The sequence below is a fragment of the Streptomyces ficellus genome (genome assembly GCF_009739905.1).
Taxonomy (GTDB): Bacteria; Actinomycetota; Actinomycetes; order Streptomycetales; family Streptomycetaceae; genus Streptomyces; species Streptomyces ficellus_A.
The window spans coordinates 1546461-1570724 of record NZ_CP034279.1 but is presented as its reverse complement, the minus strand read 5'-3'; the positions used below and the strand labels follow the sequence as shown (position 1 = coordinate 1570724).

The following is a 24264-nucleotide window of genomic DNA, read 5'->3' as shown; positions in this document are numbered from 1 at the left end:
CATGAATGCCCGTATTCTCACTCGATCCCGAGCAAACCGCCCGCTGTGCCGAGCTGCGCGCGACGGCGGCGGAGCGCCTGCGGCCGCTCGCCGACAAGGGCGAACCGGGGCACGTCAACCGCCCGCTCGTCGCCGCGCTCGGCGAACTGGGCCTGATCGGACGCCTCTTCGACGCGGGCGCCCTGGACCTGTGCCTGATGCGCGAGTCGCTCGCCCAGGCCTGCACGGAGGCCGAGACCGCCCTCGCCCTCCAGGGCCTCGGCGCCCACCCGGTCGCCGCCTCCGGCACGGCCGCGCACCGGGCGCGCTGGCTGCCGGAGGTGACGGCCGGCCGCGCGGTCGCCGCGTTCGCGCTCAGCGAGCCGGACGCGGGCTCCGACGCGGCGGCACTCGCCCTGGAGGCGGTGCCGGTCTCCGAGGGCGGCGGGTGGCGGCTGGCCGGTGAGAAGCGCTGGATCTCCAACGCCCCCGAAGCGGACTTCTACACCGTCTTCGCCCGCACCACACCGGGCGCGGGCGCCCGCGGCGTCACCGCCTTCCTCGTCCCCGCCGACCGCCCCGGCCTCACCGGCAGCCCGCTCGACATGCTGTCCCCGCACCCCATCGGCAGCCTCCTGTTCGACGGGGTGCCGGTGTGGCCCGAAGACGTCCTCGGCGAGGTGGACCGCGGCTTCCGCGTCGCGATGACCACCCTCAACCGCTTCCGGCCGAGCGTCGGCGCCTTCGCGGTCGGCATGGCCCAGGCCGCCCTGGACGCCACGCTCGCCCACACGGCGGGCAGGAGGGCCTTCGGCGGCCCCCTGAAGGACCTCCAGGCCGTCGCCCACCAGGTCGCCGAGATGGCCACCCGCACCGAGGCCGCCCGGCTGCTCGTGTACGCGGCCGCGGCCGCGTACGACGAGGGCGCCCCCGACGTCCCCCAGCGGGCCGCCATGGCGAAGCTGCTGGCCACCGAGACCGCGCAGTACGTCGTCGACGCCGCCGTCCAGCTCCACGGCGCCCGCGCCCTGCAACGCGGGCACCTGCTGGAACACCTCTACCGCGAGGTGCGCGCGCCGCGCATCTACGAGGGCGCGACCGAGGTCCAGCGCACCATCATCGCGAAGGAGCTGTACGCCTCATGAGCCTCGAACGCCTCAACCCGGCCGAACTGTCGCCGCCCACCGGCTTCTCCCACGCCGTCACCGCCACCGGTTCCCGCCTGGTCTTCCTCGCCGGTCAGACGGCCCTCGACGGGAGCGGCCGGGTGGTGGGGGAGACCCTGCCGGAACAGTTCGAGACGGCCCTCGGCAACCTGCTGGCCGCGCTCAAGGCGGCCGGCGGCACCCCCGCCGACCTCGCCCGCGTCACGGTGTACGCCACCGACGTCGCCGACTACCGCGAGCGGGCCCCCGAACTGGGCCGCGTCTGGCGCCGCCTGGCGGGCCGCGACTACCCGGCGATGGCCGTGATCGGCGCCACCCGGCTGTGGGACGAACAGGCGCTGGTCGAGCTGGACGGGTTCGCCGTCCTGGACTGACCGGGCGGCCCGGGGGTGTCGTTCACCGGGCGGGGGATTCGTCCCTGTCCGGCCCGGGAACACCCGTCTGCGCGCGGCCACCACGGGAGGCGCGTCCGTCCCGGACGTACGACGCCAGGCCCGCGAGACGGCCGGTGCGCAGCTCGCTCCGGCAGGTGGCCACCGCGTTCCTGCCGCACCCGCGCCACCCGGAGGCGCAGACCCGTACGCGCTGCCCGCCGCTCGTCATCAGCGTGTTCACCGGTGCCAGCGGATCACCGGCCGTCGCCCTGGCCAGCAGCACGGCGGCGGTCAGCGGCAACAGCGCCGCCGCCACGGCCGCACCGGTGTGGGCGACGTTCCGCACGTTGATCCGCCGGGGTGCCTCAGTCCTCATGGACCACAGTTCACCAAGCGCCCCCGGCGCGCGGCATCGGGCGACCTACTCAGCCCCGGGGCCGGGGTACTCATCCCGCGGCGGGTTCGCGCCCGGCCGCCGCCGCGTCCTTCGACGACGAGCGCGGTAGCGCTCCACCGTCCGGCGCTGGACGCCGAGGCGCGCTCAGCCAGGGACTTGGTGGACCCCTTCGCTCGGGTGAGGAGGAATTGCACCCGAGCCTTTGCCGATTTCGGCGCGGTCGCTGCTTCGCAGCGCGTGGCGGTACGTGCCGGCCTCATGCGGGCTGAACATCTCGACGGCCCCGGATGCGACGGCTGCGATTGGATCTACGCGGCGAAACTGCCTGGCTGAGCGCACTCCGAGCGTGTGGTCCCTCGCCAAAGGCCGTTCGATGTTCCGAAGCTGAGCCACGAGGTAAACCGTCATCCCTTGTATTGCGAGCGGTATCCGGCTGGGAGGGTAAGCGTTAGCCGGCCGCCTGCCGACCGGCTCCCGAAGGCATACGCCGACGATTCAGTCCGTGGACGCCGCCGCGTCCTGGCCGCCTTCGACGACTGACCCGCGACAGGTCGAAGATCGCCGCGGGACACCAACCGTGAACTGATGCCTCCGCTCCACGGCAGCTCAGGCCGACCCCGGTGAGGCCAAGAGCGGAAGTCACCGGGTCGTGGGCGACGTCTGGTTGCTGTTGAAGATCCTGTCGAGGTGGTACTGGAGTGCCGCGATGGCAGACTCCGGCGTGCGCTGTCCGACGAGGATGCTGGTACCCATGGTCGCCGTCATGGCAAGCAGGCTGATCGCCTCAGTGCGAGCGTCGGCTCCAGCATCGGCTTGGTCCCTCTCCTGCGCCTGTTGGATCAGTTGGGTGAGGGCGTTCTCGGCGGCGTCAGGGTTGTCGATGAAGGGCTGGGCGGCGAGGGCTTCGTCGGTCACGGACAGGATCGAGTAGGAGCTGTAGAGAAGGTGGAAGGTGCGGCTCTCCTCGTCGGTCGGCAGCGAGGTCAGCAGCAGTGCCTCGATGGTCGCGCGGGCGTCCGGGTCCTGGCCGGCAGCCGCGAGGCGGGCGCCGACGCGGGCGGTGAAGCGGTCGGTGAGGTGTTGGAGGCCGTGGAAGAGCAGTTTTTCCTTGGTCTGGAAGTAGTACTGCACCAGGCGTAGTGAGACGCCCGCCTCGGCGGCGACGTCGCGCATGCCGACCGCGTGCAGCCCCTGCCGTCCCGCGACCTGGATGAGTGCTTCAGCGATCTGGGTGCGGCGTTCATCGTGGTCCACGCGCTTGGGCATCCGTGGTGTCTCCGGCCGTGGTGGGGGTGGATGGGTTACCTGTTCGCCGTCCGGTCCGGCCCGGCGGCACCTTTTCATGGTACCGTCGTATCGCCACTGTGATACGGTCGTATCACAAAGACCGGGACTCACGGAGGTGCCCATGCCCGAGAACGCGCGCCGAACGGGCCGCGACATAGGCCGCTACGTCAATGACCAGCTGCGCGACCGCTACTTCGCCGCATGCGACGTGCTCTACGCGAAGGGCGCACCGATCCGCTCCGAGGCCGACGTGGAGACCAGCTTCGGGACGACTCACGTCTACCGGTACGGCCCCGCGGAGCCGGCGGCCGAGTCCCGCACGCCGGTCGTCCTGATCCACGGCTCGGGCGGCTGCTCCGCGATGTGGTACCCCAACACGGCCGCGCTCAGCGCCGATCGCTGCGTCTATGCCCTTGACACCCCCGGCGACCCGGGCCGCAGCATCCACCGCGAACCGATGTGGCAACCCGAGCGGGCCGCCCAGTGGATGGACGAGGCCCTCGACGCCCTCGGACTCGACAAGGTCCACCTCGTCGGTTCCTCCTACGGCGGCTGGCTCGTCATCAACCAGGCCCACCGCCGGCCCGAACGGCTCGCCTCCGTCACCGCCCTCGACCCGGGCGGGCTGGAGAAGGTGGGGCTCCGCTTCTTCGTCTGGATCTTCGCCAGCCTCTTCGCCACCCTGGCTCCCAAGCGGCCGCGCCCGGCTCTGGCCAAGTGGCTGGAGCAGCCGGTCATATCCGATCCGGATCTGCGCGCCTGGATCCAGGCCGGCGTGAAGGCCTTCCGGATACGCCGTCCCGCTCCACTGCCGCTGTCCGACGCCGAGCTGGGCTCCATCCGCACGCCGTTCTACCTGATCATGGGTAGGCGCAGCCTTCTGGTGCACCCGAAGCGTCAGCTCGAACGCGTTCCTCGGGTGATTCCCGGTGCCCGCGCCGAGATCGTCGCCGCGACCGGACACGGGCCGCAGATCGACCACCCCGACCTCGTCAACGCCCGGATGCTGAGTTTCATGGAGGACATCGACTTCCTTCACCCGGCGACGCCCCGGGGCGTCACCGATGCCTAGTCGGTGAGACATCCGGAACCATTCGCGGGGCGTCATCGGGTGGTGTAACCCATGCGGGCCGCCAGCTGGACCTGGCGCCGCGCATGGTGGAGCGGGCGCGTGCCAAGTGCGCGGCCGCCGGGTTCGCGGGGCGCTTCCTCATCGGGGACGCCGGCGAACTGCCTCGCGAGGGTGAGGTGTTCGGAGTCGTCCTGGCGCGCCACCTGGTGTGGACGTTGCCCGAGCCGGAGGCGGCGTTGCGCGCGTGGGTCGGGCGGGTGCGGCCGGGTGGCCGGCTGGTGCTGGTGGAGGGGCGCTGGCGGGAGGCGGACCGGGACGATGTGCCGTACGTGGCGGGCGCGGAGGCGCTGCCCTGGCGCGGCGGCATCGGGGCCGACGACCTCGCGGCCGCGGTACGCCCTCTGGTGGGTGGGCCCGTGCGCGTACAACGGCTCGACGGGGAGCGGGACTTGTGGGGCGGGGCGGTGACGGGTGAGCGGTATGCGCTGATCGCCCGGGTCTGAACCGGGCGTTGCCGTGTGACGGCGGGGCGGCGGGCCAACCCGGCGGTGCACAAGGGTTGTCAGTGCAATGTCACATTACTATGTTGCACGTCACACGGCAGTGGCATGCACCGATCAAGGCGCCCCTGTCGTGCGTACCGCTGCACGGACCACTCCCCACCTCCCACACAGGAGCCGCACGGTGTCCCAGCGATCCCCAGGCAGTTCACTCCGCCGCCCCCGCCGCAGATCCCTCCTCGCCGCGGCCGTCGTCACCGCGACCCTGCTCGGCGCGGCGGCCCACAGCGCGCCCGGCGCCGGGGCGTCCGAGGCGGAACGGCCCCGTGCCGTGGCCGCCGCCGGTCACGACCCGCGCGACGAGGTCGAGCGCCTCGCCACCGCGCCCGCGTCCGCCCCCAGGCCGGCTCCCGCACCCGGCGGGCGCACCCTCGTCCGGACGCCGGGGCCCCAGACCGCGAAACCGGCGGGGCCCGCCACGTCCGCGCGGGCGGCCGCCGGGTGCACCCTCGACGACGTCACCCGCCTCGACCCGGAGCGGTTCGCCGACTTCCTCGCCGACCCCGCCGTCACCGCCGACGGCTGCCTGCGCGACCTCATCTGGACCTGGGACGCCCGCCTCGCCCCGGTCATGTCCGACGCGCACGTCCAGGCGGTCTCCCGCCGCACATCCGCCCTCGCTCCCATCCACGACGGCAGGAACGGCAGCCACCTGCTGGAGATGCTGACCTACCTGCACGCGGTGGCGTACCACGACTTCTCACGCGGCGAGATCGACGTCACCGACCCGCCCACCACCGAGGCCATGCGCCGCGCCATCCACGCCTTCGGCACGGCGCGCCGCTCCTTCGACGTGACGCGCACCAACGCCGAGTCCCTGCGCGAGGCGCTCTACGCGGGCAGCGCACCCGGGCTGCGCCACTCCCAGCTGGACCTGATCCGCAAGGTCCTGGCCACCATGGACCGGTACCACAACACCACCTACAAGGACCCGTCCTGGGGCGGCGCCGCCCTCGCCGCGCTGTCCGTCAACTACCTGGGCGTCTACCCGGGCAACAAGGACACCGCCTTCCACACCCTCGTCGCCCGCAACACCGCCTACCGCGACGCCTTCCGGAAGTTCGCCGGGTACACCCACCTCAAGGGCACGCCCAACGAGTGGGTCGTGCGCGACGCCCTCGGCGAGTACGGCCGGTTCGGGCAGATCGCGGCACTCAACCCCACGCTCGTGCCGGACCTCGGCGCGCTCCTGGCCCCCGTCGTCCGCGACTTCGGCCACGGCAGCGCCCCCTGGGCGAAGCTCGCCTCCTGGCTCAACTTCTACGAGGCGTGCAAGCCCTACGCGGTCTGCAAGGAGGACATAGAGCAGCGGATCTTCCCCCACCGCTACGGCTACGACAAGGGAGGCATCAAGGTCCGCACCGGCCTCGGCCGCCCCACCGTCGACCAGCTCTACTACGCGAGCAAGCAGGTGCAGGCACAGTTCCACCGGGTCCTCGGCACGCGGGAACCACTGGCGGGGGACACGAACACCAGCCTGAACATCGTGCTGTACGCCTCCCGCGCGGACTACGAGAACTACCACCCGCTGCTGACCGGCATGGACACCGACAACGGCGGCATCTACATCGAGCGCGGCGCGACCTTCTACACGTACCAGCGCCGGGTCCCGCAGGACTCCTCGCTCACCCTGGAGGAGCTGTTCCGGCACGAGTACACGCACTACCTCAACGGCCGGTTCGCCGTCCCCGGCTACTTCGGCGAGGGCCCCTGGTACGAGAACGACCGCACCACGGCCATGGACGAGGGGACGGCCGAGTTCTTCGACGGCGCGACCCGCGACGACGGGATCGCCGTCCGCAAGTCCCTGGTCAAGAGCATCATCGCGGACACGGCGGCCGGCGGTCCGCGGATGAGCGTCGACCAGCTGCTGCACGCCACCTACGCGGGTGACGGCTTCCGCTTCTACTCCTACGCGGGCACCTTCTTCACGTACCTGTGGCACCAACGGCCCGCGCAGCTGCGGGAGATGTACCGGCACCTGCGGGCCGGCGACCCGGCCGCCTTCGACGCCTGGCGCGACCGCCTGGGCCGGGACGCGAGCGTCCAGCGGGAGTACGACGCCTTCCTCGACGCGCAGATCGCGAAGGTCGACGAGCTGTTCGTGCCGGACACCGTGTACACGCCCAACGACCGGCTCCGGGACACCACGGCCGAGGCCGTGCGCGCGTCCTTCGCGGCGGCGACCGGTGTCCTCCCGAGCTGCACCGACAACGGCGACCCGGGTATGCGGCGCTTCCTGTGCACCGGCCGGATCACCGCCCGTCTCACCGACGCGGGCAGCGCCGACCGGGTCTTCCAGGACATGTCCGGGACCGTCGACCGCTTCCTGCTCGACCGGGCGGCCGGCGCCTCCACCAACCTCGCCGACATGAACTGCTCGTTCGGCGAGGTGGAGATCTGGTCCGACCGGCGGGCCGGGACCTCGGACTACCTGTGCGAAGGGCCGCTGCGGAGCTGAACGGCCGTGTCTCCGCCGGGCTTTGGCCCGGCGGAGGCTCTGTACAGCGGCAGTAACATGTGAAATATTACTGCCGTGCCCACGAAACACGTGAGTCATCTGCCGGACGCCGTGATCGTCGGAGCCGGAGTGGTCGGAGCGGCCTGCGCTTACTACGCGGGCCGTGCCGGCCTCACCGTCACCGTCGTCGACCGCGGCCCCGTGGCGGGCGGCACCACCGGTGCCGGAGAAGGCAACCTGCTCGTCTCCGACAAGGAGGCGGGCCCGGAGCTCGACCTCGCGCTGCTGTCCACCCGACTGTGGCGCGAACTCGCCGACGTCCTCCCACCGGAGACCGAGTACGAGCCCAAGGGCGGTCTCGTCGTCACACCGGACGGGGCCGCCCTCACCGCCCTGCGCGCCTTCGCCGAAGGGCAGGCCAAGGCGGGCGTCGAGGCGTACGAGGTACCCGGCGACCGCCTCCACGACCTCGAACCGCACCTCGCGCCCGGCCTCGCCGGCGGGTTCCACTACCCGGGCGACGCCCAGGTGCAGCCCGCCATGGCCGCCGCCCAGCTCCTGCGCGCCTCCCGCGCGCACGTCGTCCTCGGCGCCGAGGTCACGTCCCTGCTCACCGACCGGTCCGGCGCCGTCCGCGGCGTACGCACCACCCGCGGCGACCTCCACGCCCCCGCCGTCGTCAACGCCGCCGGCCCCTGGGGAGGAGCGCTCGCCCGGCTGGCCGGGGTCCACCTGCCCGTACTGCCCCGGCGCGGCTTCGTCCTCGTCACCGAACCCCTGCCGCCCCGGCTGGTGCGCCACAAGGTGTACGCGGCGGACTACATCGCCGACGTCGCCAGCGGCTCGGCCGGCCTCCAGTCCTCCGCCGTCGTCGAGGGCACCCCCGCCGGAACGGTCCTCATCGGCGCCACCCGCGAACGCGTCGGCTTCGACCGGACGCTGTCCACCGAGGCCCTGCGGCGGCTCGCCGCCCAGGCGATCGCCCTGTTCCCCGTCCTCGGCGGCGTACGCGCCCTGCGCACCTACCACGGCTTCCGCCCCTACCTGCCCGACCACCTCCCGGCCATCGGCCCCGACCCGCGCGTACCGGGCCTCCTCCACGCCTGCGGCCACGAGGGCGCCGGCATCGGCCTCGCCCCGGCGACCGGGCTGCTCGTCGCCGCCGCGCTGCTCGGCGAGCAACCGGTACTCGACGTACGGCCGTTCCGCCCCGACCGCTTCGGCGACCGCCCCGGGGACCGCTTCGCAGACCGCCCCGACGACACGGAAGGAGCCGCCCCGTGACACCCGCGCCGTTCACGCTCACCTTCGACGGGCGCCGCATCACCGCCCTGCCCGGCCAGTCCGTCGCCGCCGCCCTGTGGGCCGCGGGCATCCTCGCCTGGCGCACCACCCGGCACGGCGGAGCCCCGCGCGGCGCGTTCTGCGGGATCGGCGCCTGCTACGACTGCCTCGCCACCGTCAACGGCCGCCCCAACCAGCGCGCCTGCCTCCTGCCCGCCCGCCCCGGCGACACCGTCACCACCCAGGAGGGCACCGGACATGACCGCTGACCTCGCCGTCGTCGGCGCCGGACCCGCGGGACTTGCCGCCGCCACCACCGCCGCCGGACTCGGGCTGGACGTCACGCTGGTGGACGCGGGGGCGCGGGCCGGCGGCCAGATCCACCGGCACGCGGCGGACGACCCCCCACCCCGCCCGGTACGCCGGGCCGCCCGGGAGCGCCGCGTCACCCACCTGGCCGCCCACCACGTCTGGACCGTGGTGCCCGACGGCGACACCTGGCTCCTGCACGCCGTCGTGGGCCCCGACGAGGCCCCCGCCACCGTCCGCGCCCGCGCCGTGCTCCTCGCGACGGGAGCGTACGAACGGCAACTCCCCTTCCCCGGCTGGACGCTGCCCGGCGTCGTCGGGGCGGGCGGCGCCCAGGCGATGCTGAAGTCCGGGGGCGTCCTCCCCGGCCGCCGCGTCGTCGTCGCGGGCAGCGGCCCCCTGCTGCTCGCCGTCGCCACCACGCTCGCCGCCGCCGGCGCCCGGGTCCCCGCCCTCGTCGAGGCCGCCGACTACCGCGCCTACGCCCGCCACACCGGCGCCCTCCTGCGCAACCCCGCCAAGCTCGCCCAGGGCGCCCTCCACGGCGGCGCCCTGCTGCGCCGCACCACCCGCCTCCTCACCCGCCACGCGGTCACCGCCGCCCACGGCACCACCCGCGTCGAAGCGGTGACCGTCACCCGGCTGGACGCCCGGTGGCGCCCCGTGCCCGGCACCGGCCGCCGCGTCCCGTGCGACGCCCTCGCGGTCGGCCACGGCCTCGTACCCCAACTGGAACTCGCCACCGCGCTCGGCTGCGTCACCCGCCGCACCCCCGACGGCACCCCCGCCCTGGACGTCGACGCCGAACAGCGCACCTGCGTGCCGGGCGTCTGGGCGGCCGGCGAGACCTGCGGCGTCGGCGGGGAGGAACTGGCCCGCACCGAGGGCGAGATCGCGGCCCACTCGGTCGCGGGGAGCCGCCCACCCCGGGCCGCCGTCCGCCGCCGCGCCCGCCTGCGGGGCTTCGCCGACGCGATGGCCGCCGCCCACCGGCCCGGCCCCGGCTGGACCGACTGGCTCGACGGCGCCACCGAGGTGTGCCGCTGCGAGGAGGTCACCGCCGCCGCGATCCGCGCCTCCGTCACCGATCTGGGCGCCCGGGACGCCCGTAGCGTCAAACTGCTCACCCGCGCCGGGATGGGCTGGTGCCAGGGCCGCACGTGCGGACCGGCCGTCGCCCGCCTGGCGGGGGAGGAGCCGGCGCCCGACCGGCGCCCGCTCTCCTGCCCCGTACCGCTCAGTCAGCTGGCACAACCACCAGGAGCCGAACGATGAACCCGCGTCCCCACCCCTGGCACGGCATCATGGTCGCCACCGCCCTGCCGCTGCGCGACGACCTCACCGTCGACTACGACGCCTACGCCGCACACGTCGCCCGTCTCGTCGCCGAGGGCTGCGACGGCGTCGTCCCCAACGGCTCGCTCGGCGAGTACCAGACGCTCACCGACGAGGAACGCGCCCGGGTCGTCCGCGTCGCCGTGGAGGCGGCGGGCGACGGGGCCCGGGTCATGCCCGGCGTCGCCGCGTACGGCAGCGCCGAGGCCCGCCGGTGGGCGGAACAGGCGGCCGAGGCGGGCTGCGGGTCCGTCCTGCTGCTGCCGCCCAACGCCTACCGCGCCGACGCCGGCGCGGTGCGCGCCCACTACGCCGAGGTCGCCCGCGCGGGGCTGCCCGTCGTCGCGTACAACAACCCCTTCGACACCAAGGTCGACCTGGCCCCCGAACTCCTCGCGCAGCTCCACGGCGACGGCAGCGTCGTCGCCGTCAAGGAGTTCAGCGGCGATGTGCGCCGCGCCTACGAGATCGCCGAACTCGCCCCCGGCCTCGACCTGTTGATCGGCGCCGACGACGTGCTGCTGGAGCTGGCGCTGGCCGGGGCCGTCGGCTGGATCGCCGGCTACCCCAACGCCCTGCCCGCCGCCTCCGTCGCCCTCTACCGGGCCGCCACCGCCCGCGACCTCGACACCGCCCTGCCCCTCTACCGGGCCCTGCACCCACTGCTGCGCTGGGACTCCAAACCCGAGTTCGTCCAGGCGATCAAGCTGTCCATGGACCTCGCCGGCCACCACGGCGGACCGTGCCGCCCGCCCCGTACACCCCTGGCCCCGGACCAGGCCGCCACCGTCCGGGCCGCCACCGAGAAGGTGCTCGCGGAAGGACTCGCCTAACATGCGCACCCGGCACGTGCACCACGCCGTCGACTCGCACACCGAGGGCATGCCGACCCGCGTCATCACCGGCGGGATCGGCCCCGTCCCGGGCGCCACGATGGCCGAACGCCGGGCGTACTTCGCCCGTCACCTCGACCACGTCCGCACCCTGCTGATGTACGAGCCGCGCGGCCACGCCGCCATGAGCGGTGCCATCCTCCAGCCTCCGACGCGGCCCGACGCCGACTACGGCGTCCTGTTCGTCGAGGTGTCCGGGCTGCTGCCGATGTGCGGACACGGCACCATCGGCGTGGCCACCGTCCTCGTCGAGACCGGCATGGTGCCCGTCACCGAACCGGTCACCACCGTCCGCCTCGACACCCCCGCCGGGCTCGTCCGCGCGGACGTACGCGTCGAGGACGGTGCCGCGAAGTCCGTCACCCTCACCAACGTCCCCGCCTACTGCGCCGCCCTCGACCGCCGGGTCGACGTGCCCGGATTCGGCACGGTCACCTACGACCTGGCGTACGGCGGCAACTTCTACGCCTTCGTCGAACTGAAGGCCCTCGGGCTCCCCTTCGACCGGGCCCGCAAGGACGACCTGCTCGCGGCCGGGCTCGCCGTCATGGACGCCGTCAACGCCACCGACCCGCCCGTCCACCCCGAGGACCCGTCCATCGCGGGCGTCAAGCACGTCTACCTCGCCGCCCCCGGCTCCGACGCGGTCCACTCCCGGCACGCCATGGCCATCCACCCCGGCTGGTTCGACCGCTCGCCGTGCGGCACCGGCACCTCCGCCCGGATGGCGCAGCTCCACGCGCGCGGGGAACTGCCCCTCGGGCGCGACTTCGTCAACGAGTCGTTCATCGGCACGCGGTTCACGGGGCGGCTCACCGGCGGGACGACCGTCGGCGGCCTGCCCGCCGTCGTCCCCTCCATCACCGGCCGCGCCTGGATCACCGGCACCGCCCAGTACTTCCTCGACCCCGACGACCCCTTCCCCGCGGGCTTCCTCCTCTGATCCTCTACGATTCCGAGACGACTCCCGGAGGCAGCGCCATGGCAGGCCAGCACCTGAAGAACCTCATCACCAGCCAGGAACGCCTGCGCGACCAGGTGGCCCACGCCCTGCGCGCCGCCCTGATCGCCGGTGAGCTGCAACCGGGCACCGTCTACTCCGCCCCGGCCCTCGCCGCCGACTTCGGCATCTCCGCCACACCCGTGCGGGAGGCGATGCTCGACCTCGCGGGCGAGGGCCTGGTGGAACCCGTACGCAACAAGGGCTTCCGCATCACCGAGGTGAGCGAGCGCGACCTCGACCAGTACACCGAACTCCGCGCGCTGATCGAGGTGCCCACCATCGGCGCCATCACCGCCTCCGCCGACCGGCGGAAGCTGGAGGAACTGCGGCCGGTCGCCGAGGAGATCGTCACCAGCGCCCGCGACCACGACCTCATCCGCTACCTCGACGCCGACCGGCGCTTCCACCTCTCCCTGCTGGCCCTCTCCGGCAACGACCGGCTCGTCGAGACGGTCGGTGACCTCCGCAAGCGCGCCCGCCTGTACGGCCTGACGGCCCTGGCCGAGCGCGGCCTGCTCGTCGCCTCCGCCCAGGAGCACCACGAGCTGCTCGACCTGATGCTCGCCGGGGACGCGGCGGCGGCCGAGGCGTGCATGGCCCGGCACCTGGGCCATGTGCGATCGCTGTGGGCCGAGTCCGACGAGCGCGCCGGAGCGGTGGCCGCCACCGCCCGCTGACCGCCGCTTCCGGCCCGCCGGCCGCCGCTTCCGGCCCGCGCCGGGTGACGTGACGGTCGGTGCGCGCACCCGACGCGCACGGTCACCGATGCGCGACCGGCCGTCCTTGACCGTGCGCGGAGCCCGTACGCATCATGAAGGGGACGACGCCGCACTCGGGGTGCCGGAGGCGATGCGTGTGGTGAACCACCCACTGCGCCGGGCCACGGACCACCGCCCCCGCCCCGTGCCCACCGCGGGCCCCCGCCGGCCCGCCGTCAGCCTGGTGGTCCCGGTACGGGGCACCGGCCGCGCCGCCGCGCGGGACCTGGCGCGACTGCTGGACCAGGTGCCCGCCTGCGTCGAGGAGGTCGTCCTCGCCGGTGACCTGCCGGAGCCCTGTGCCGAGCCGCCCCGCGTCGCCGGGGACCCCGTCCTCCGGCTGGTCCGCCACGCCGCTAGCGGGGCCGGCCCCGGGCGGGTCCCGCACGCCGGGCTGCTCGCCGCCACCGGTGAGCACATCGTGCTGATCGACGCGCACGGCATGTCACCCCGGGAGATCCCGCACTACGTGCACTACCTGGACAACGGCTACGACTTCGTCAAGGGCTCGCGGTTCATCGCCGGCGGCGGCAGCGCGGGTTACCCGCTGGTGCGGCGGGCGGGACACCGCGTCCTGCTGCTGGTCGCCCGGCGGCTGTACGGTCAGCAGCTGACCGACCTCTGGTACGGCTTCTGCGCCTTCCGGCGGGGCTTCCTCGGGCTGCTGGACCTGCGGGCCGACGGCCACGAGCTGGGTGCCGAGATCGTCGCCCACGCCCTGCACAACGGCCTGCGCATCGCCGAGGTGCCCAGCCGGGAACTGCCGCGCCACCACGACGGCTCCCCGCTGCGCACCGCCCGGGACGGCACCCGCATTCTGCGGACGCTGCTGGAGGAACGGCCACGGAACGCACTGCCGCGCCTGATGCCCTCGCCGTCGAAGCTCCTGCCGGTCAACGACCGTGCCGAGCAGGGCGGTTGAGGCCCGGGGCATGGCTGCGCGGGAGCGGCCCGGGGCATAGGGCAAACCCTGGCAAAGGGTGCTTAATGCCCCCATATCTCATTGACTGCCCACAAGGCATGTGCTAAGGCTTGTTTCCAAGGCAGGCATGTCCTGGCACCAGTCGTAGGAAGAGGCCACCGTGTCCTCGATCCCGGCAAGCCGGCTTCCGGCGCCGTCCGCACCTCACCCGCTCCGGCGAGTGACCGACTGGCCTGCCGCCTCCTCCCGCCGCCGTTCGACCGGCGCCCACCCCGACCGTGGCCGCGCCCACCCCGCCCGCAGGGCGTCCGACCGACTGCGCACCGCGACGACGGCGCGGCGCGCGGCGGTGCGCAGGCCCCGCTCGGCACCCCGGCGCCGACGGGCTGGTGTCTCCGCCGCCCGCGTCCCCGGCGGCCGTCGCTCCGGCGACTCCGACGGACCGGACGGCTCGCCCGCCCATCCATGTGACCCCCACGGGCCGAGCCGGGCCCCGACCTCCTCCGGCCCGGCGGCCCGTGGGTCGCGCGCGTGCGCCCCCCGCCGCCCGGACGAACCCCTGGGTCGTGTCCGCCGGACCCCGATTCCTTCCGGACACCCCCGAGGAGGCGACCGCTGATGGTCTCCGTGCCGCCCGTCCGCCCCGGCCGCGCCCCCCTGGACGAGATCCCGCCGTGGCTCACCCGGCCCCCCGTCGACCTCGAACTGATCGTCCCCGCGTACAACGAGGCCCGCCGGCTGCCCTCGACCCTCGCCGACGACCTCGCCTTCCTGGCCGGACGGCCCTGGTCGTCGGCGGTCGTCGTGGTCGACAACGACAGCGCCGACGGCACCCTCGACGCCCTCCGGCCGTTCGAGCACGCCGACGTCCCCCTGTACGGCATCGGGTGCAGCGACCACGGCAAGGGAGCGGCCGTCCGCCGGGGCATCGCCACCTCCTCCGCCCGCTTCGTCGGCTTCGCCGACGCCGACAACGCCACCCCCATCGGCACCCTCGACACGGCCGTCGAACTGCTCGAAGCGGGCGTCTCGGCGGTCATCGCCTCGCGCCGCGCGCCCGGGGCGCACTACGAGGTCGAGCAGTCGGCCGCCCGCCGCTGCGGCGGCTGGGTGTTCCGCCGCCTGACCCGGCTGGCGCTGCCCGGCATCGCCGACACCCAGTGCGGTTTCAAGTTCTTCGACGGCCCGCTCGTCCGCGAGGCCGTCCGCACCTGCCACGTCGACGGCTTCGCCTTCGACGTCGAGATCCTCGCCCACCTCCTGCGCGAAGGACGCACCGTCGTCGAGGTGCCGGTCAACTGGACCGACATCCCCGGGTCCACCTTCTCGGCCCGCCGGCACGGACTGCGCTCCATGACCGACATCATCCGCATCTCCGTATCCCGGTGAACACCATGGACGACACGCCCCCGACGGCCGGCACCACCGCCGAGAACGCCACCGCGCCCGGCTCCGCCGGAACCCCGGTGACCGCACTCGGCCAGCTCAACAGGGCGCACGTCCTGTTCCTCAACTGGCGCGACCCCTCGCACCCGCAGGCCGGCGGCGCCGAGGCCTACTGCTACGAGATCGCCCGGCGGTTCGCCCGCGCCGGGGCGCACGTCACCCTGTTCGCCGCCCGCCACCCCGGCTCCCCGCCCGAGACCGTCACCGACGGCGTCAGGATCGTCCGGGCCGGCGGCACCTTCGGCGTGTACGCCGCCGCCGCACGCCACCTGACGCGCCATCGGCACGCCTACGACGCCGTGATCGACTTCCAGAACGGCATCCCGTTCTTCTCCCCCCTGTTCACCCCCCGCTGGACGGCCGACATCTGCGTCATCCACCACGTCCACCAGCACCAGTTCGACATCCGGTTCCCCTGGCCCGCGAACGTGCTCGGGCGCGTCCTGGAGAAGCAGCTCAGCCGGCGCGTCTACCGGGGCCGGCCCCTGGTCGTCGTCTCCCCGTCGACCCGCGAGGGAGCCCGCCGCGAACTCGGCTTCGACAACCCGATCTACATCGTGCCCAACGGCGGACCGCCCCCCGCCGGGACGCACACCTCGCGCAGCCGGACCCCCGCCATCACGGTCGTCAGCCGCCTCGTCCCGCAGAAGCGCGTCGACCTGCTGGTCCGCGCCCTGCCCGAACTGACCCGCCGCTTCCCCGACCTGCACGTCGACATCTGCGGCGACGGCGAGGAACTCGCCCCGCTGCGCACCCTCGCCGACCGGACCGGCACGTCCGGCTGCGTCGACTTCCACGGCCGCGTCACCGACGAACGCCGCCAGGAACTCCTCTCCCGCGCCTGGCTCACCGTCGTGCCGTCGGTCGCCGAAGGCTGGGGCCTCACCGTCATCGAGGCCAACGGCGTCGGCACGCCCGCCGTGGCCTACGACGTGCCCGGGCTGCGCGACGCCGTACAGCACGGCCGCAACGGCTGGCTGCTGCCCGCCGAGTCGGACCTCGCGCAGGGCGTGGCCGGGGCGCTGGAGGACCTGCGCGAGCCGACCGCCCGTGAGCGTACGGCCGAACGCTGCCGCGCCTGGAGCGCCGCGTTCTCGTGGGACCGCAGCGCCGAACGGCTCGCCGCCGTCGCCGCCGAGGAGATGCGCCGCGTCGACCGGCACCGCCGCTCCCGGCGGCGCCCCAGCGACCTGGCGGTCGCCGCCCGGTTCCGCACCTCCGACGCCGACGCGATGGAGCACGCCCTCGGCAGCCACCTGCGGCAGACCGACAGCTGGAGCCGCCACGGCGACACCTTCCGGCTGCTCCTGCACGGCTGCGACGAGGTCCGGGCCGCGCGCGTCCTGCGACGCCTGGGCGTCGACCGGACCCCGCTGACGCTGGCCCACCGGCAGGAGATCCTCACCGGGCAGGGCGAAGGCCCCGGATGAGCACCGCCGGCCGCACCGCCCTCACCCGCCCGGACCGCCCCGCGCACCCGGACGAGACAAGAGCCGTGCACGGGGCACGCTGGATCGCGGTCGCCTCGCTCGCCGTCGGCGTCCTCAACTACGGGTACGCGCTGCTCCTCACCCGGCTCCTGGACGTCCAGGCCTACGCCGTGTTCGCCGCCGGACAGGGGCTCGTCCTCAGCGTCGCGACCGTCGCCCTCGTCTCCATCCCCTGGGTGCTCGCGCAGGCCCTCGCCCGGGCCCGCACGGACACCGAACGGGCGGAGGCGGTCCGCTTCGCCACCGTCGCCGCCACCCTGGGCGCCCTGGTCACCGCCGCCGCGGTGGCCGCCGTGGCGAGCCGGTTCGCCTCCCCGGCCACCGTCCTGGTACTGGCGGCGGGCACCTTCCTGATCTTCGTCACCACGGTCACCGTCGGATGGCTCCAGGGCACCGAACGGATGCGCACCCTCGCCTGCGTCACCACCGGCGAGGCCGTGCTGAAGGTGGCCGTCGGCCTGCTCCTGGTGTCCGTGCTGGGCCTGAGCGACACCGGCGCCCTGGCCGCCCTCGGCATCGCCGTACTGCCGTTCCTCCTCTGGTGGCCCCGCGGGCTGGGGACCGGCGGCCAACGCCCCCGCTTCGCCGTCCGCGCCTACGGCGACCTGTGGCGCCGGGCCGGCAAGATCGCCGCCCTCCAGGGGCTGGTCGCGCTCCTGTCCACCATCGACGTCGTCGTGATCACCGTCCTGCCCACCGACCGCGCGGCGGCGGCCAGTTACCAGGCCAGCGTCATGGTCGGCCGCATCCCGCTGTTCCTCGCGGGCGCCATCGCCATGGCGTTCCTGCCCGCCCTCGCCCGGCGGAGCGCCGGCACCCCGCTCGCCGCCAGCGCGGTACGCATGTACCTCACCGTCGCCCTGCCGTTCACCGTCGTCTGCGCCACCGCCCCCCAGGCCGTCCTCACCACCGTCTTCCCGGCCGGCTACGCGATGATGAGCACCCTGCTGGTGTTCACCGCGATCTCCGGCCTCGCCGTCGGCGCGCTCACCCTCGCCGCCACCTTCTGCCAGGCCGTCGACGACTTCGGCTGCCTCCGTCAGCAACTACTCGGACTGGCCGTGTACGTCGCCGCCCTCGTCGTCGGCTGGCGCGCCGGCGGAGTCGTCGGCCTCGCGGGAGGCGTCGCCGTCGGCACCCTCGTCGCGACGGTCCTGCTCGTCGGGCGGCTCATCCGCCGGCAGGGCTTCGGCGCCCTCGTACGCCCCTCCCTGGTGGCCCCCCTGCTCCTGACCGCGCTGTTCCTCGCGCTGCGCGGGACGCCGGTGCTCTGGACGGTCGCCGCGACCGCCGTCGGCGCGTACGGAACCGTCCGCTTCCTGCGGCACCGCTCGCCCGCCGAACCCTCCCGGCCGTCCCTGCTGGCCGGGCGGCCCCCCTCCGCGCCCGCGGGAGCCGAGACGGTACGCCTGCTCACCGACGCGGTGTGGCACGGCCTCGCCCGCCGGGCCGACGACCAACTGCTGCGCCGCGCCCTCGTCCTGGCGCAGCGCAACCGGGTCGCCGGCCGCCTCGCCCGCCGCTACCCCGACCGGCTGGCCGGCCCGCTCGCCGACGCCGACCGGGCGAACGACCGGCTCCGCGCCAACCTCGCCGCGGCGACCGGCCTGCTCACCGCCGCCGGTGTCCCCGCGGTCGTCATCCGCGCCGACGCCGACGGCGGCCACGGGCGCGACGACTTCGACCTCGTCGTCCCCGAAGACCGCTGGAGCGCCGCCGACCGCGCCCTGACGGGCTGGTACCGGCACCGGTCCCGGTACTGGCTGGAACGCTCCACCAAGGTCCTCCTGGAGCCGGTGGACGGAGGGCCCGCCGCACACCTGCACCGGACCGTCTCCTGGTACGGCGTCCCCGTGATCCCCACCGGCGACCTGTTCGCCCGCGCCGTCCCGCACCACGGCGACGGTGATCGTGACGGCGGCCGCCGGCTCGTCCCCGACCCGGCGGACCAGCTCCGCATCCGGCTCGCCCACGCACTGTTCCGGAACCAGACCCTGGACCTGTCCGACCTGCTCGCCATCCGCCCCCTGCTCACCCCCGGCGTCACCGCCCGCGCCCAGCGCGCGGCCGAGCGCGAGGGCTGGCCCCTCGCCCTGCGCGCCGCGCTCACCGCGGCCACCGACGCGATCGAGCGGCTCGACCGGGGCCAGACCGTCCGGCTGCCCCTCCCGCTGCCCGTACCCCTGTCGCTGCGCGCGGGCCTGGAGCACGCCGGCGGCCTGCTGCGCTCGGGCAGGCGCGGACCCGCCGCCCGCGAGCTGGCCCTGCGGGTCCCGCTCGTCCTGGCCAAGAAGCTGCGGAGGGCGGACCTGTGAACGCCCGCCCCCGGACCGGCGCCGTCCCGGCCCCGCCCGCCCGGCCGCACCGGCGGCACGTCGTCGTCTCGGTCTACGACGACGTCACCGACGGCCACTACAACGGCGGCGGAGCGGCCGTCATCGGCAAGGTCGCCGACCGGCTGGCCGAGGAGTTCGACATCACCGTGGTGACCGCCGGCCGGCACAGCGGCACCCGCACGGCCGGCGCCGTCCACTACCGCACGCTGCCCGTCCGCCGGGCCGGGCCACGGGCCGGCCAGCTCCTCTTCCAGGCGCTGCTCCCGCTCGTCGCCCGGCGGCTGCCGCACGACCTGTGGCTGGAGAGCTTCACCCCGCCCTTCTCCACCAGCTTCCTGCCCCTCGTCACCCGCGCCCCCGTCGTCGGCATCGACCAGGGACGCACCGGAGAGGCGATGTGGCGCAAGTACCACCTCCCGTTCTTCCTGGTGGAACGGCTCGGCCTGCGCTGCTACCGCGACCTCGTCGTCATGAACGCCGCCGACGCGGCCACCGTCGGCCGCCTGAGCCCCCGGGCCCGCGTCCGGACCATCCCCAACGGCGTCGACCCCCGGCCCGCCGAGGACCAGCACCCCGGCGAGGGAACCCACATCCTCTGCCTCGGCCGCGTCGACACCCGGCAGAAGGGCCTGGACCTGCTGCTCGCCGCCTACGCCCGGGCCCGCCCCGGCCTGCCCCTGGTCCTCGCCGGCAACGGGACCGCCGGGGAGGAGAAGCGCCTCGACGCGCTCCTCGCCCGCCACGGCGACGGCGTGCACCGCACCGGCCGCGTCTCGGGCGCCGCCAAGGAGCGCCTCCTGCGGGACAGCGCGTTCGTCGTGCTGCCCTCGCGCAACGAGACGTTCGGGCTGTCCGCCCTCGAGGGCATGTCCTTCGGCAAGCCCGTCCTGCACTTCGCGCTGCCCACCCTGGCCTGGATGCGCGACGGCGGCGGGGTTCCCGTACCGCCCTTCGACGTGGACGCACTGGCCGACCGCATACGGGCCCTGGCCGCCGACCGGCCGTGGCGCGCCCGCCTGGGCCGCCAGGCGGCCGACACCGCCCGCCACTACACCTGGGACCGGATGACCGACAGCTACCTCGCCCTGGCGCGCGCCCTGCTGGTCCCTCGGCGACCCCCCGCACGGCGCGCACGAGAGGAGGCGACGCGACCATGGGCACCGACCGCACGCGGCCACCCGCCCGGGACGCCGACCACCTGAGGACCGGCCCCCCGGGCACCGACCCCCTGGCCACCGGCGGCCCGATCCCGTACGGCTTCGGCACCGACGGCCTCGGCGGCGACCCGGTCCCGTACGGCCTCGGCGGCGACCCGGCCTCGTACGGTCTCGGCGGCGGGACCGGGACGGACACCCGCACCGGAACCGCCTGGCTCACCGCCGCCGTCGGCGAAGGCCGCCCGCTGGTCGTCCTGTCACCGCACCTCGACGACGCGGTGCTCTCCTGCGGCGCCCTGATGGCGCACGCCCGGCACACCGCGCCCGTCACCGTCGTGACCGTCTTCACCGAGGCCGGGCCACCGCCCTACACGCTCTCCGCCCGCGGCTTCCTGCACCAGAACGGGGCCCGCGACGCCGGGGAGCTGTACGCGTCCCGGCGCGCCGAGGACCGTGCCGTCCTCGAACGGCTGGACATCACCTGGCACCACCTCGGGCTGCCCGAGGGGCTGTTCCGCCGCAAGCCGGACCACGGTTCGCGGCGCCCCCGCCGGCTGGGCGCCCTGCTCCCCGAATCCGCCCACATCTACCCCACCTACCGCCGCCACCTCGCCGCGGGCCGGCTCTCCCGGTTCGACACCGGCACCCTGATGCGCGTCCTCGGTGCCGTGGCGGAGCAGTGGGGGCCGGACCCCCGGCTCCTGCTGGCACCGCTCGCCGTCGGCGGCCACGCCGACCACCTCCTCGTCCGTACGGCGGCCGAACTCAGCCGCCGGCCCGTCGTGTACTACAGCGACTTCCCCTACAACCAACAGCACTCCGTCGACGCCGGGTTCCGGCGGCGCAACGCACCCGTCCCGGCGGTCTGGCGGCGCGGACTGGCCGGCAAGCCCGACCTGATCCGCGCCTACCGCACCCAGGCCGGACTGCTGTTCCCCTCCGGGCAGATCCCCGTCGTGCCCGAGGTGTACGTGTTCCCTGGAGGCCCGCCATGACCGCAACCGTGACGGACCGCACCGGTCCCGCCGCACCACCCCCCGACCCCGTCCCCCCACCGCCCCCGAAACGCCGGCCCGCCGGGGTGTTCGGCGCGGTCCTCGCCGTCGCGTTCGTCCTGACCGCCGGCATGCGCCTGATCGGCGCCGGAAGCTCGACCGACGTCTTCGTCGACGAGGTGATCTACCGCGACCTGGGCGACAGCGCGGCCGACGGCGGATTCCCCCGCACCGACGAGGGCCCGTTCTTCCTCCACCCACCCGGCTTCTTCTACCTCCAGGCCGCCTGGATCCGCCTGTTCGGCCCGAGCGGCGACATCATCGGCGGGGTGTACGAGATCCGCGTGCTCAACGCGCTGCTCGCCGGCGTCACCGCCGTGCTGCTCGTGCTGCTGGTGAAACGGGCGTCCGGATCGCTCGTCGCCGGCTCCGTCGCCGCCCTGCTGTTCGCGTTCGACCCGTACTGCATCCGGCAGAACAACCGGGCCATGCTGGAGACCGAGACGATGGTCTGGGTCCTCGCCGGGTTCCTGGTCCTCCTGCCGCTGCTGCGCGATCCGGCGTGCCGCTGGGCCCGCGGCCGCGCGGTGTTCGCCGGACTGCTCTTCGGGCTCGCCGTGCTCACCAAGGACCACTCCGCCCTCATCACCGTCCTGCCGTTGCTCCTGGCGCTGGTGATCGGCCGCGGGGCGCCCCGGCGGCTGCTGGGGGTCACGCTGGGCGTCACCGCGCTGTCGTACGGCGCGTACGTCGGGCTGGTCACCGCCGCCGGCCACTTCCAGGACTTCTGGGCGGCGAAGACGCAAGGGTTCAACCGCCTGCTCGGCCTCGTCCAGGAGACGGGGTTCAACGCCCACGGCAACGTCACGCTGGCGGAGCGGCTCAGTTCCGAGGTGACCACCTTCGGGCCCACCTACGCCCTGCTGGCCCTCGCGCCCGTCGCCCTCGTCCTGCTGCTGCGCCGCGCCGACGCCGTCCACCGCATGCTGGCGCTGTTCCTGCTGTGCGCGTGCGTCACCCTCGGCTACGCGGTGGCGGGCGGAACCCTGGAGGAGCAGGCGCTGTACCTGCTGGTCGTACCCAACCTGGTGGCGATGCCCGTGGCGTTCGCGGCGCTGGCCTCCCGCCGCACCGCGCCGTCCGCCCCGGCCGACGGCACCCAGCGCGGCCGGCCCCGCCTCCTGACCCCGGTGCGGGTGGTCATCGCGGTGCTCGTCGCCGCCTGCGTGGGCGCCTCGGGCGTCTCGTACGCCCAGGGGAGGGCCCAGTCCGACGACGGGTACGCGAGGCTGAGCGACTACATGGAACGGTACGTGCCGGCCGGAAGCACGGTCGCCGCCGCCGACGGCCTGGCGAACCGCGGCATCACCGGCTGGCTCCTCAAGGACCGCTACCGGGTGGGCAACTGGATGACACCCGCCGAGCGCGAATGGGAGGGCGTCCGCTACCTCGTCGTGCCGTGGAAGGTGGTCCGGGACGGCTACGCCCGGCTGAGCGAGGGCGAGGTGCGCGAGCTCGCCGCCCAGGGCGACCTGCTCTTCGCCGTCGACGGCCCCATGTACGGCACCCTCGCCCTGTACCGACTGCCGTCCGCGGGCCCCGACGTGAACCCCGACCTGCCCGCCCCGCCTCCGGCCGCCCCGCCCCCGCCGGCCGCACCCTCGCCGGCGCCCACCGGATCCGGGACGGGCCCGTGACGGCCGGGCGGCGACGGCTGTTCACCCTGCTCGGCGCGCTCGTCGCCGTAGGAGCCCTGCTCGGCTCCCTCGCCGTCCTCGGGCCAAAGGACCACGGCGAGCGGCCCGCGCACTGGTTCGGCACCCTCCAGACCGACCCGGGCAGGGCGGCCGAGGAGCACGAGCACGGCGTGCGGGTCGCCCACCTGTCCATCGACTGGGACCGCTTCGAGCCCGAGGACGGGACGTTCGACCGCGCGTACATCGGCAGCGTACGGAACGAGCTGCGGGCCCTCACCGAGGCCGGCGCGCTCGTCGAGGCCGGCATCGGCCTCCACCACCCGCCGGCGTGGCTGTTCGAGAAACACCCGGACGCCGCGTTCGTCAACCAGGACGGCAGGCGCAGCACACGCGTCCCCAACATCGTCTTCAGCCGGGCGGTGCGTGCCGAGGCGGCCCAGTACATGACCGGGATCGCCGAGGAGATCGGCATGGAGGACTTCTGGTCCATCCGGATCGGTGTCAGCGAGACCGGCGAGTTCACCTACCCGCCGCCGCTCGACGCCGACGGCGACCGCGGGGAGTTCTGGGCGTACGACGCCAACGCCCAGGCGGCGGCGGGCGCCCCGGGCCGCCCCGCCACCGTCCCGCCCAGCCCGTACCCCGGCTGGCGCCCCGGGCAGCGCACCCTCGACGGCAGGCCCTTCACCACGGCGCAGGTCGGCCGTTGGCACGACTGGTACGTCACCGCCCTCACCGACGCGGTCAACTGGCAGATCCGCACCTACCGTTCACTCGGCCACAGCGCCCTGCTCAAGGTCCTCGTCCCCGGCAAGGGCTACCTGCCGCAGGACCGCGCCCGGGCGACGGCCGAGTACCTCGGCGGGCGGACCGCCGGGCCGCTGATCGGCCGGGGCGCCGGATACTTCCTCACCCTCGGGCGCGTCGAGCCCCGCGATGACGTCCAGATCGTCTCCACGGCCCTCGTCGACGGCTCCGGCACACCGGCCGACAACGCCTGCGCGCCCGGGGACGCGGTCACCGCCCCGCTGGCCGTCAGCGGTGCCGGGAGCGCGAGCGGGGCGGGGAGCGCGAGCGCCGCCGCCGTGCGCCGCTGGTCGTCCGTGCGCTGGGTCGCCGCCGTGGCCGGGCGGGCGGGCTTCCCGGTCAGCGGCGAGAGCGCGGGGCCGCAGGTCTCGCCGTACTACCCCGGCGTCATGGACGTCGCCGCCCGCCAGATGGACTCCTGCGGGCTCGAAGGCCTGATGTGGGCGTTCGACCGGCAGCTGTACGACGGGACGCCCGGCTCCTCGCTGCGGGACTACGCCGAGGTCATCGAACGGTACGCCCGCCCCAGTGCCTGA

21 protein-coding genes are annotated in these 24264 nt (G+C 74.5%); 19 read left to right on the top strand and 2 right to left on the bottom strand.

The features are described from left to right. The first annotated feature begins 5 nt into the window (after positions 1–5). Together EIZ62_RS06885 and EIZ62_RS06880 are read left to right on the top strand one after the other, a co-directional pair. Positions 6–1124 (top strand): acyl-CoA dehydrogenase family protein, encoded by a 1119-nt coding sequence (locus EIZ62_RS06885; RefSeq protein ID WP_156691833.1) that lies wholly within the window; start codon positions 6–8, stop codon positions 1122–1124. Beyond that, on the top strand, positions 1121–1519 hold the full coding sequence (locus EIZ62_RS06880) for a RidA family protein (protein WP_156691832.1): 399 nt from the start codon (positions 1121–1123) through the stop codon (positions 1517–1519). The genes EIZ62_RS06885 and EIZ62_RS06880 overlap by 4 nt, the downstream gene beginning before the upstream one ends. Positions 1520–1541: 22 nt before the next feature. On the opposite strand, the gene EIZ62_RS06875 is transcribed toward EIZ62_RS06880, so the two are convergent. After that, positions 1542–1895 (bottom strand): hypothetical protein, encoded by a 354-nt coding sequence (locus EIZ62_RS06875; protein WP_208827804.1) that lies wholly within the window; start codon positions 1893–1895, stop codon positions 1542–1544. 660 nt (positions 1896–2555) lie between these two features. Next, positions 2556–3182: a TetR/AcrR family transcriptional regulator gene (locus EIZ62_RS06870; protein ID WP_156691831.1), complete on the bottom strand. Its 627-nt coding sequence runs from the start codon at positions 3180–3182 to the stop codon at positions 2556–2558. Between the two features lie 142 nt (positions 3183–3324). Here EIZ62_RS06870 and EIZ62_RS06865 point away from each other — a divergent pair, with 142 nt between their 5' ends. The 17 genes from EIZ62_RS06865 (at position 3325) to EIZ62_RS06785 (ending at position 24264) form a co-directional block, all read left to right on the top strand. Further along, positions 3325–4275, top strand: a complete 951-nt coding sequence (locus EIZ62_RS06865) for an alpha/beta fold hydrolase (RefSeq protein ID WP_156691830.1) — start codon at positions 3325–3327, stop codon at positions 4273–4275. Positions 4276–4358: 83 nt separating this feature from the next. Then, positions 4359–4778 carry a class I SAM-dependent methyltransferase gene (locus tag EIZ62_RS06860; protein WP_156691829.1) on the top strand — a complete coding sequence of 140 codons (420 nt, stop codon included), beginning with the start codon at positions 4359–4361 and terminating at the stop codon, positions 4776–4778. A 181-nt stretch (positions 4779–4959) separates the two neighbouring features. Next, on the top strand, positions 4960–7296 hold the full coding sequence (locus tag EIZ62_RS06855; protein WP_244375513.1) for a collagenase: 2337 nt from the start codon (positions 4960–4962) through the stop codon (positions 7294–7296). 75 nt (positions 7297–7371) lie between these two features. Further along, a complete protein-coding gene (locus tag EIZ62_RS06850) occupies positions 7372–8580 on the top strand; it encodes an NAD(P)/FAD-dependent oxidoreductase (protein WP_156691827.1) in 1209 nt (402 codons plus the stop codon). After that, positions 8577–8849, top strand: a complete 273-nt coding sequence (locus EIZ62_RS06845) for a (2Fe-2S)-binding protein (protein ID WP_156691826.1) — start codon at positions 8577–8579, stop codon at positions 8847–8849. The genes EIZ62_RS06850 and EIZ62_RS06845 overlap by 4 nt, the downstream gene beginning before the upstream one ends. After that, complete coding sequence (locus tag EIZ62_RS06840; RefSeq protein ID WP_156691825.1) at positions 8839–10164, top strand: FAD/NAD(P)-dependent oxidoreductase; 1326 nt, start codon at positions 8839–8841, stop codon at positions 10162–10164. Before EIZ62_RS06845 ends, EIZ62_RS06840 begins: the two co-directional genes overlap by 11 nt. Continuing rightward, the gene (locus EIZ62_RS06835; RefSeq protein ID WP_156691824.1) at positions 10161–11057 is read left to right on the top strand and encodes a dihydrodipicolinate synthase family protein; all 897 of its coding nucleotides are present in this window, start codon (positions 10161–10163) and stop codon (positions 11055–11057) included. The genes EIZ62_RS06840 and EIZ62_RS06835 overlap by 4 nt, the downstream gene beginning before the upstream one ends. A gap of 1 nt (position 11058) precedes the next feature. After that, on the top strand, positions 11059–12060 hold the full coding sequence (locus EIZ62_RS06830) for a proline racemase family protein (RefSeq protein ID WP_156691823.1): 1002 nt from the start codon (positions 11059–11061) through the stop codon (positions 12058–12060). A 38-nt stretch (positions 12061–12098) separates the two neighbouring features. Further along, a complete protein-coding gene (locus EIZ62_RS06825) occupies positions 12099–12797 on the top strand; it encodes a GntR family transcriptional regulator (RefSeq protein ID WP_156691822.1) in 699 nt (232 codons plus the stop codon). 172 nt (positions 12798–12969) lie between these two features. Continuing rightward, entirely contained in the window at positions 12970–13800 is an 831-nt protein-coding gene (locus tag EIZ62_RS06820; protein WP_156691821.1) for a glycosyltransferase, read from the top strand. Positions 13801–14418: 618 nt separating this feature from the next. Then, positions 14419–15189: a glycosyltransferase gene (locus EIZ62_RS06815; RefSeq protein ID WP_156691820.1), complete on the top strand. Its 771-nt coding sequence runs from the start codon at positions 14419–14421 to the stop codon at positions 15187–15189. A gap of 5 nt (positions 15190–15194) precedes the next feature. Continuing rightward, on the top strand, positions 15195–16676 hold the full coding sequence (locus EIZ62_RS06810; RefSeq protein ID WP_156691819.1) for a glycosyltransferase family 4 protein: 1482 nt from the start codon (positions 15195–15197) through the stop codon (positions 16674–16676). Continuing rightward, the gene (locus EIZ62_RS06805; protein WP_156691818.1) at positions 16673–19051 is read left to right on the top strand and encodes a lipopolysaccharide biosynthesis protein; all 2379 of its coding nucleotides are present in this window, start codon (positions 16673–16675) and stop codon (positions 19049–19051) included. The genes EIZ62_RS06810 and EIZ62_RS06805 overlap by 4 nt, the downstream gene beginning before the upstream one ends. Continuing rightward, a complete protein-coding gene (locus EIZ62_RS06800; RefSeq protein WP_156691817.1) occupies positions 19048–20274 on the top strand; it encodes a glycosyltransferase family 4 protein in 1227 nt (408 codons plus the stop codon). Before EIZ62_RS06805 ends, EIZ62_RS06800 begins: the two co-directional genes overlap by 4 nt. Then, positions 20226–21224: a PIG-L deacetylase family protein gene (locus EIZ62_RS06795; RefSeq protein ID WP_156691816.1), complete on the top strand. Its 999-nt coding sequence runs from the start codon at positions 20226–20228 to the stop codon at positions 21222–21224. Before EIZ62_RS06800 ends, EIZ62_RS06795 begins: the two co-directional genes overlap by 49 nt. Next, the gene (locus EIZ62_RS06790; protein WP_156691815.1) at positions 21221–22921 is read left to right on the top strand and encodes an ArnT family glycosyltransferase; all 1701 of its coding nucleotides are present in this window, start codon (positions 21221–21223) and stop codon (positions 22919–22921) included. The genes EIZ62_RS06795 and EIZ62_RS06790 overlap by 4 nt, the downstream gene beginning before the upstream one ends. Then, positions 22918–24264: a beta-galactosidase gene (locus EIZ62_RS06785; RefSeq protein WP_167536349.1), complete on the top strand. Its 1347-nt coding sequence runs from the start codon at positions 22918–22920 to the stop codon at positions 24262–24264. The genes EIZ62_RS06790 and EIZ62_RS06785 overlap by 4 nt, the downstream gene beginning before the upstream one ends.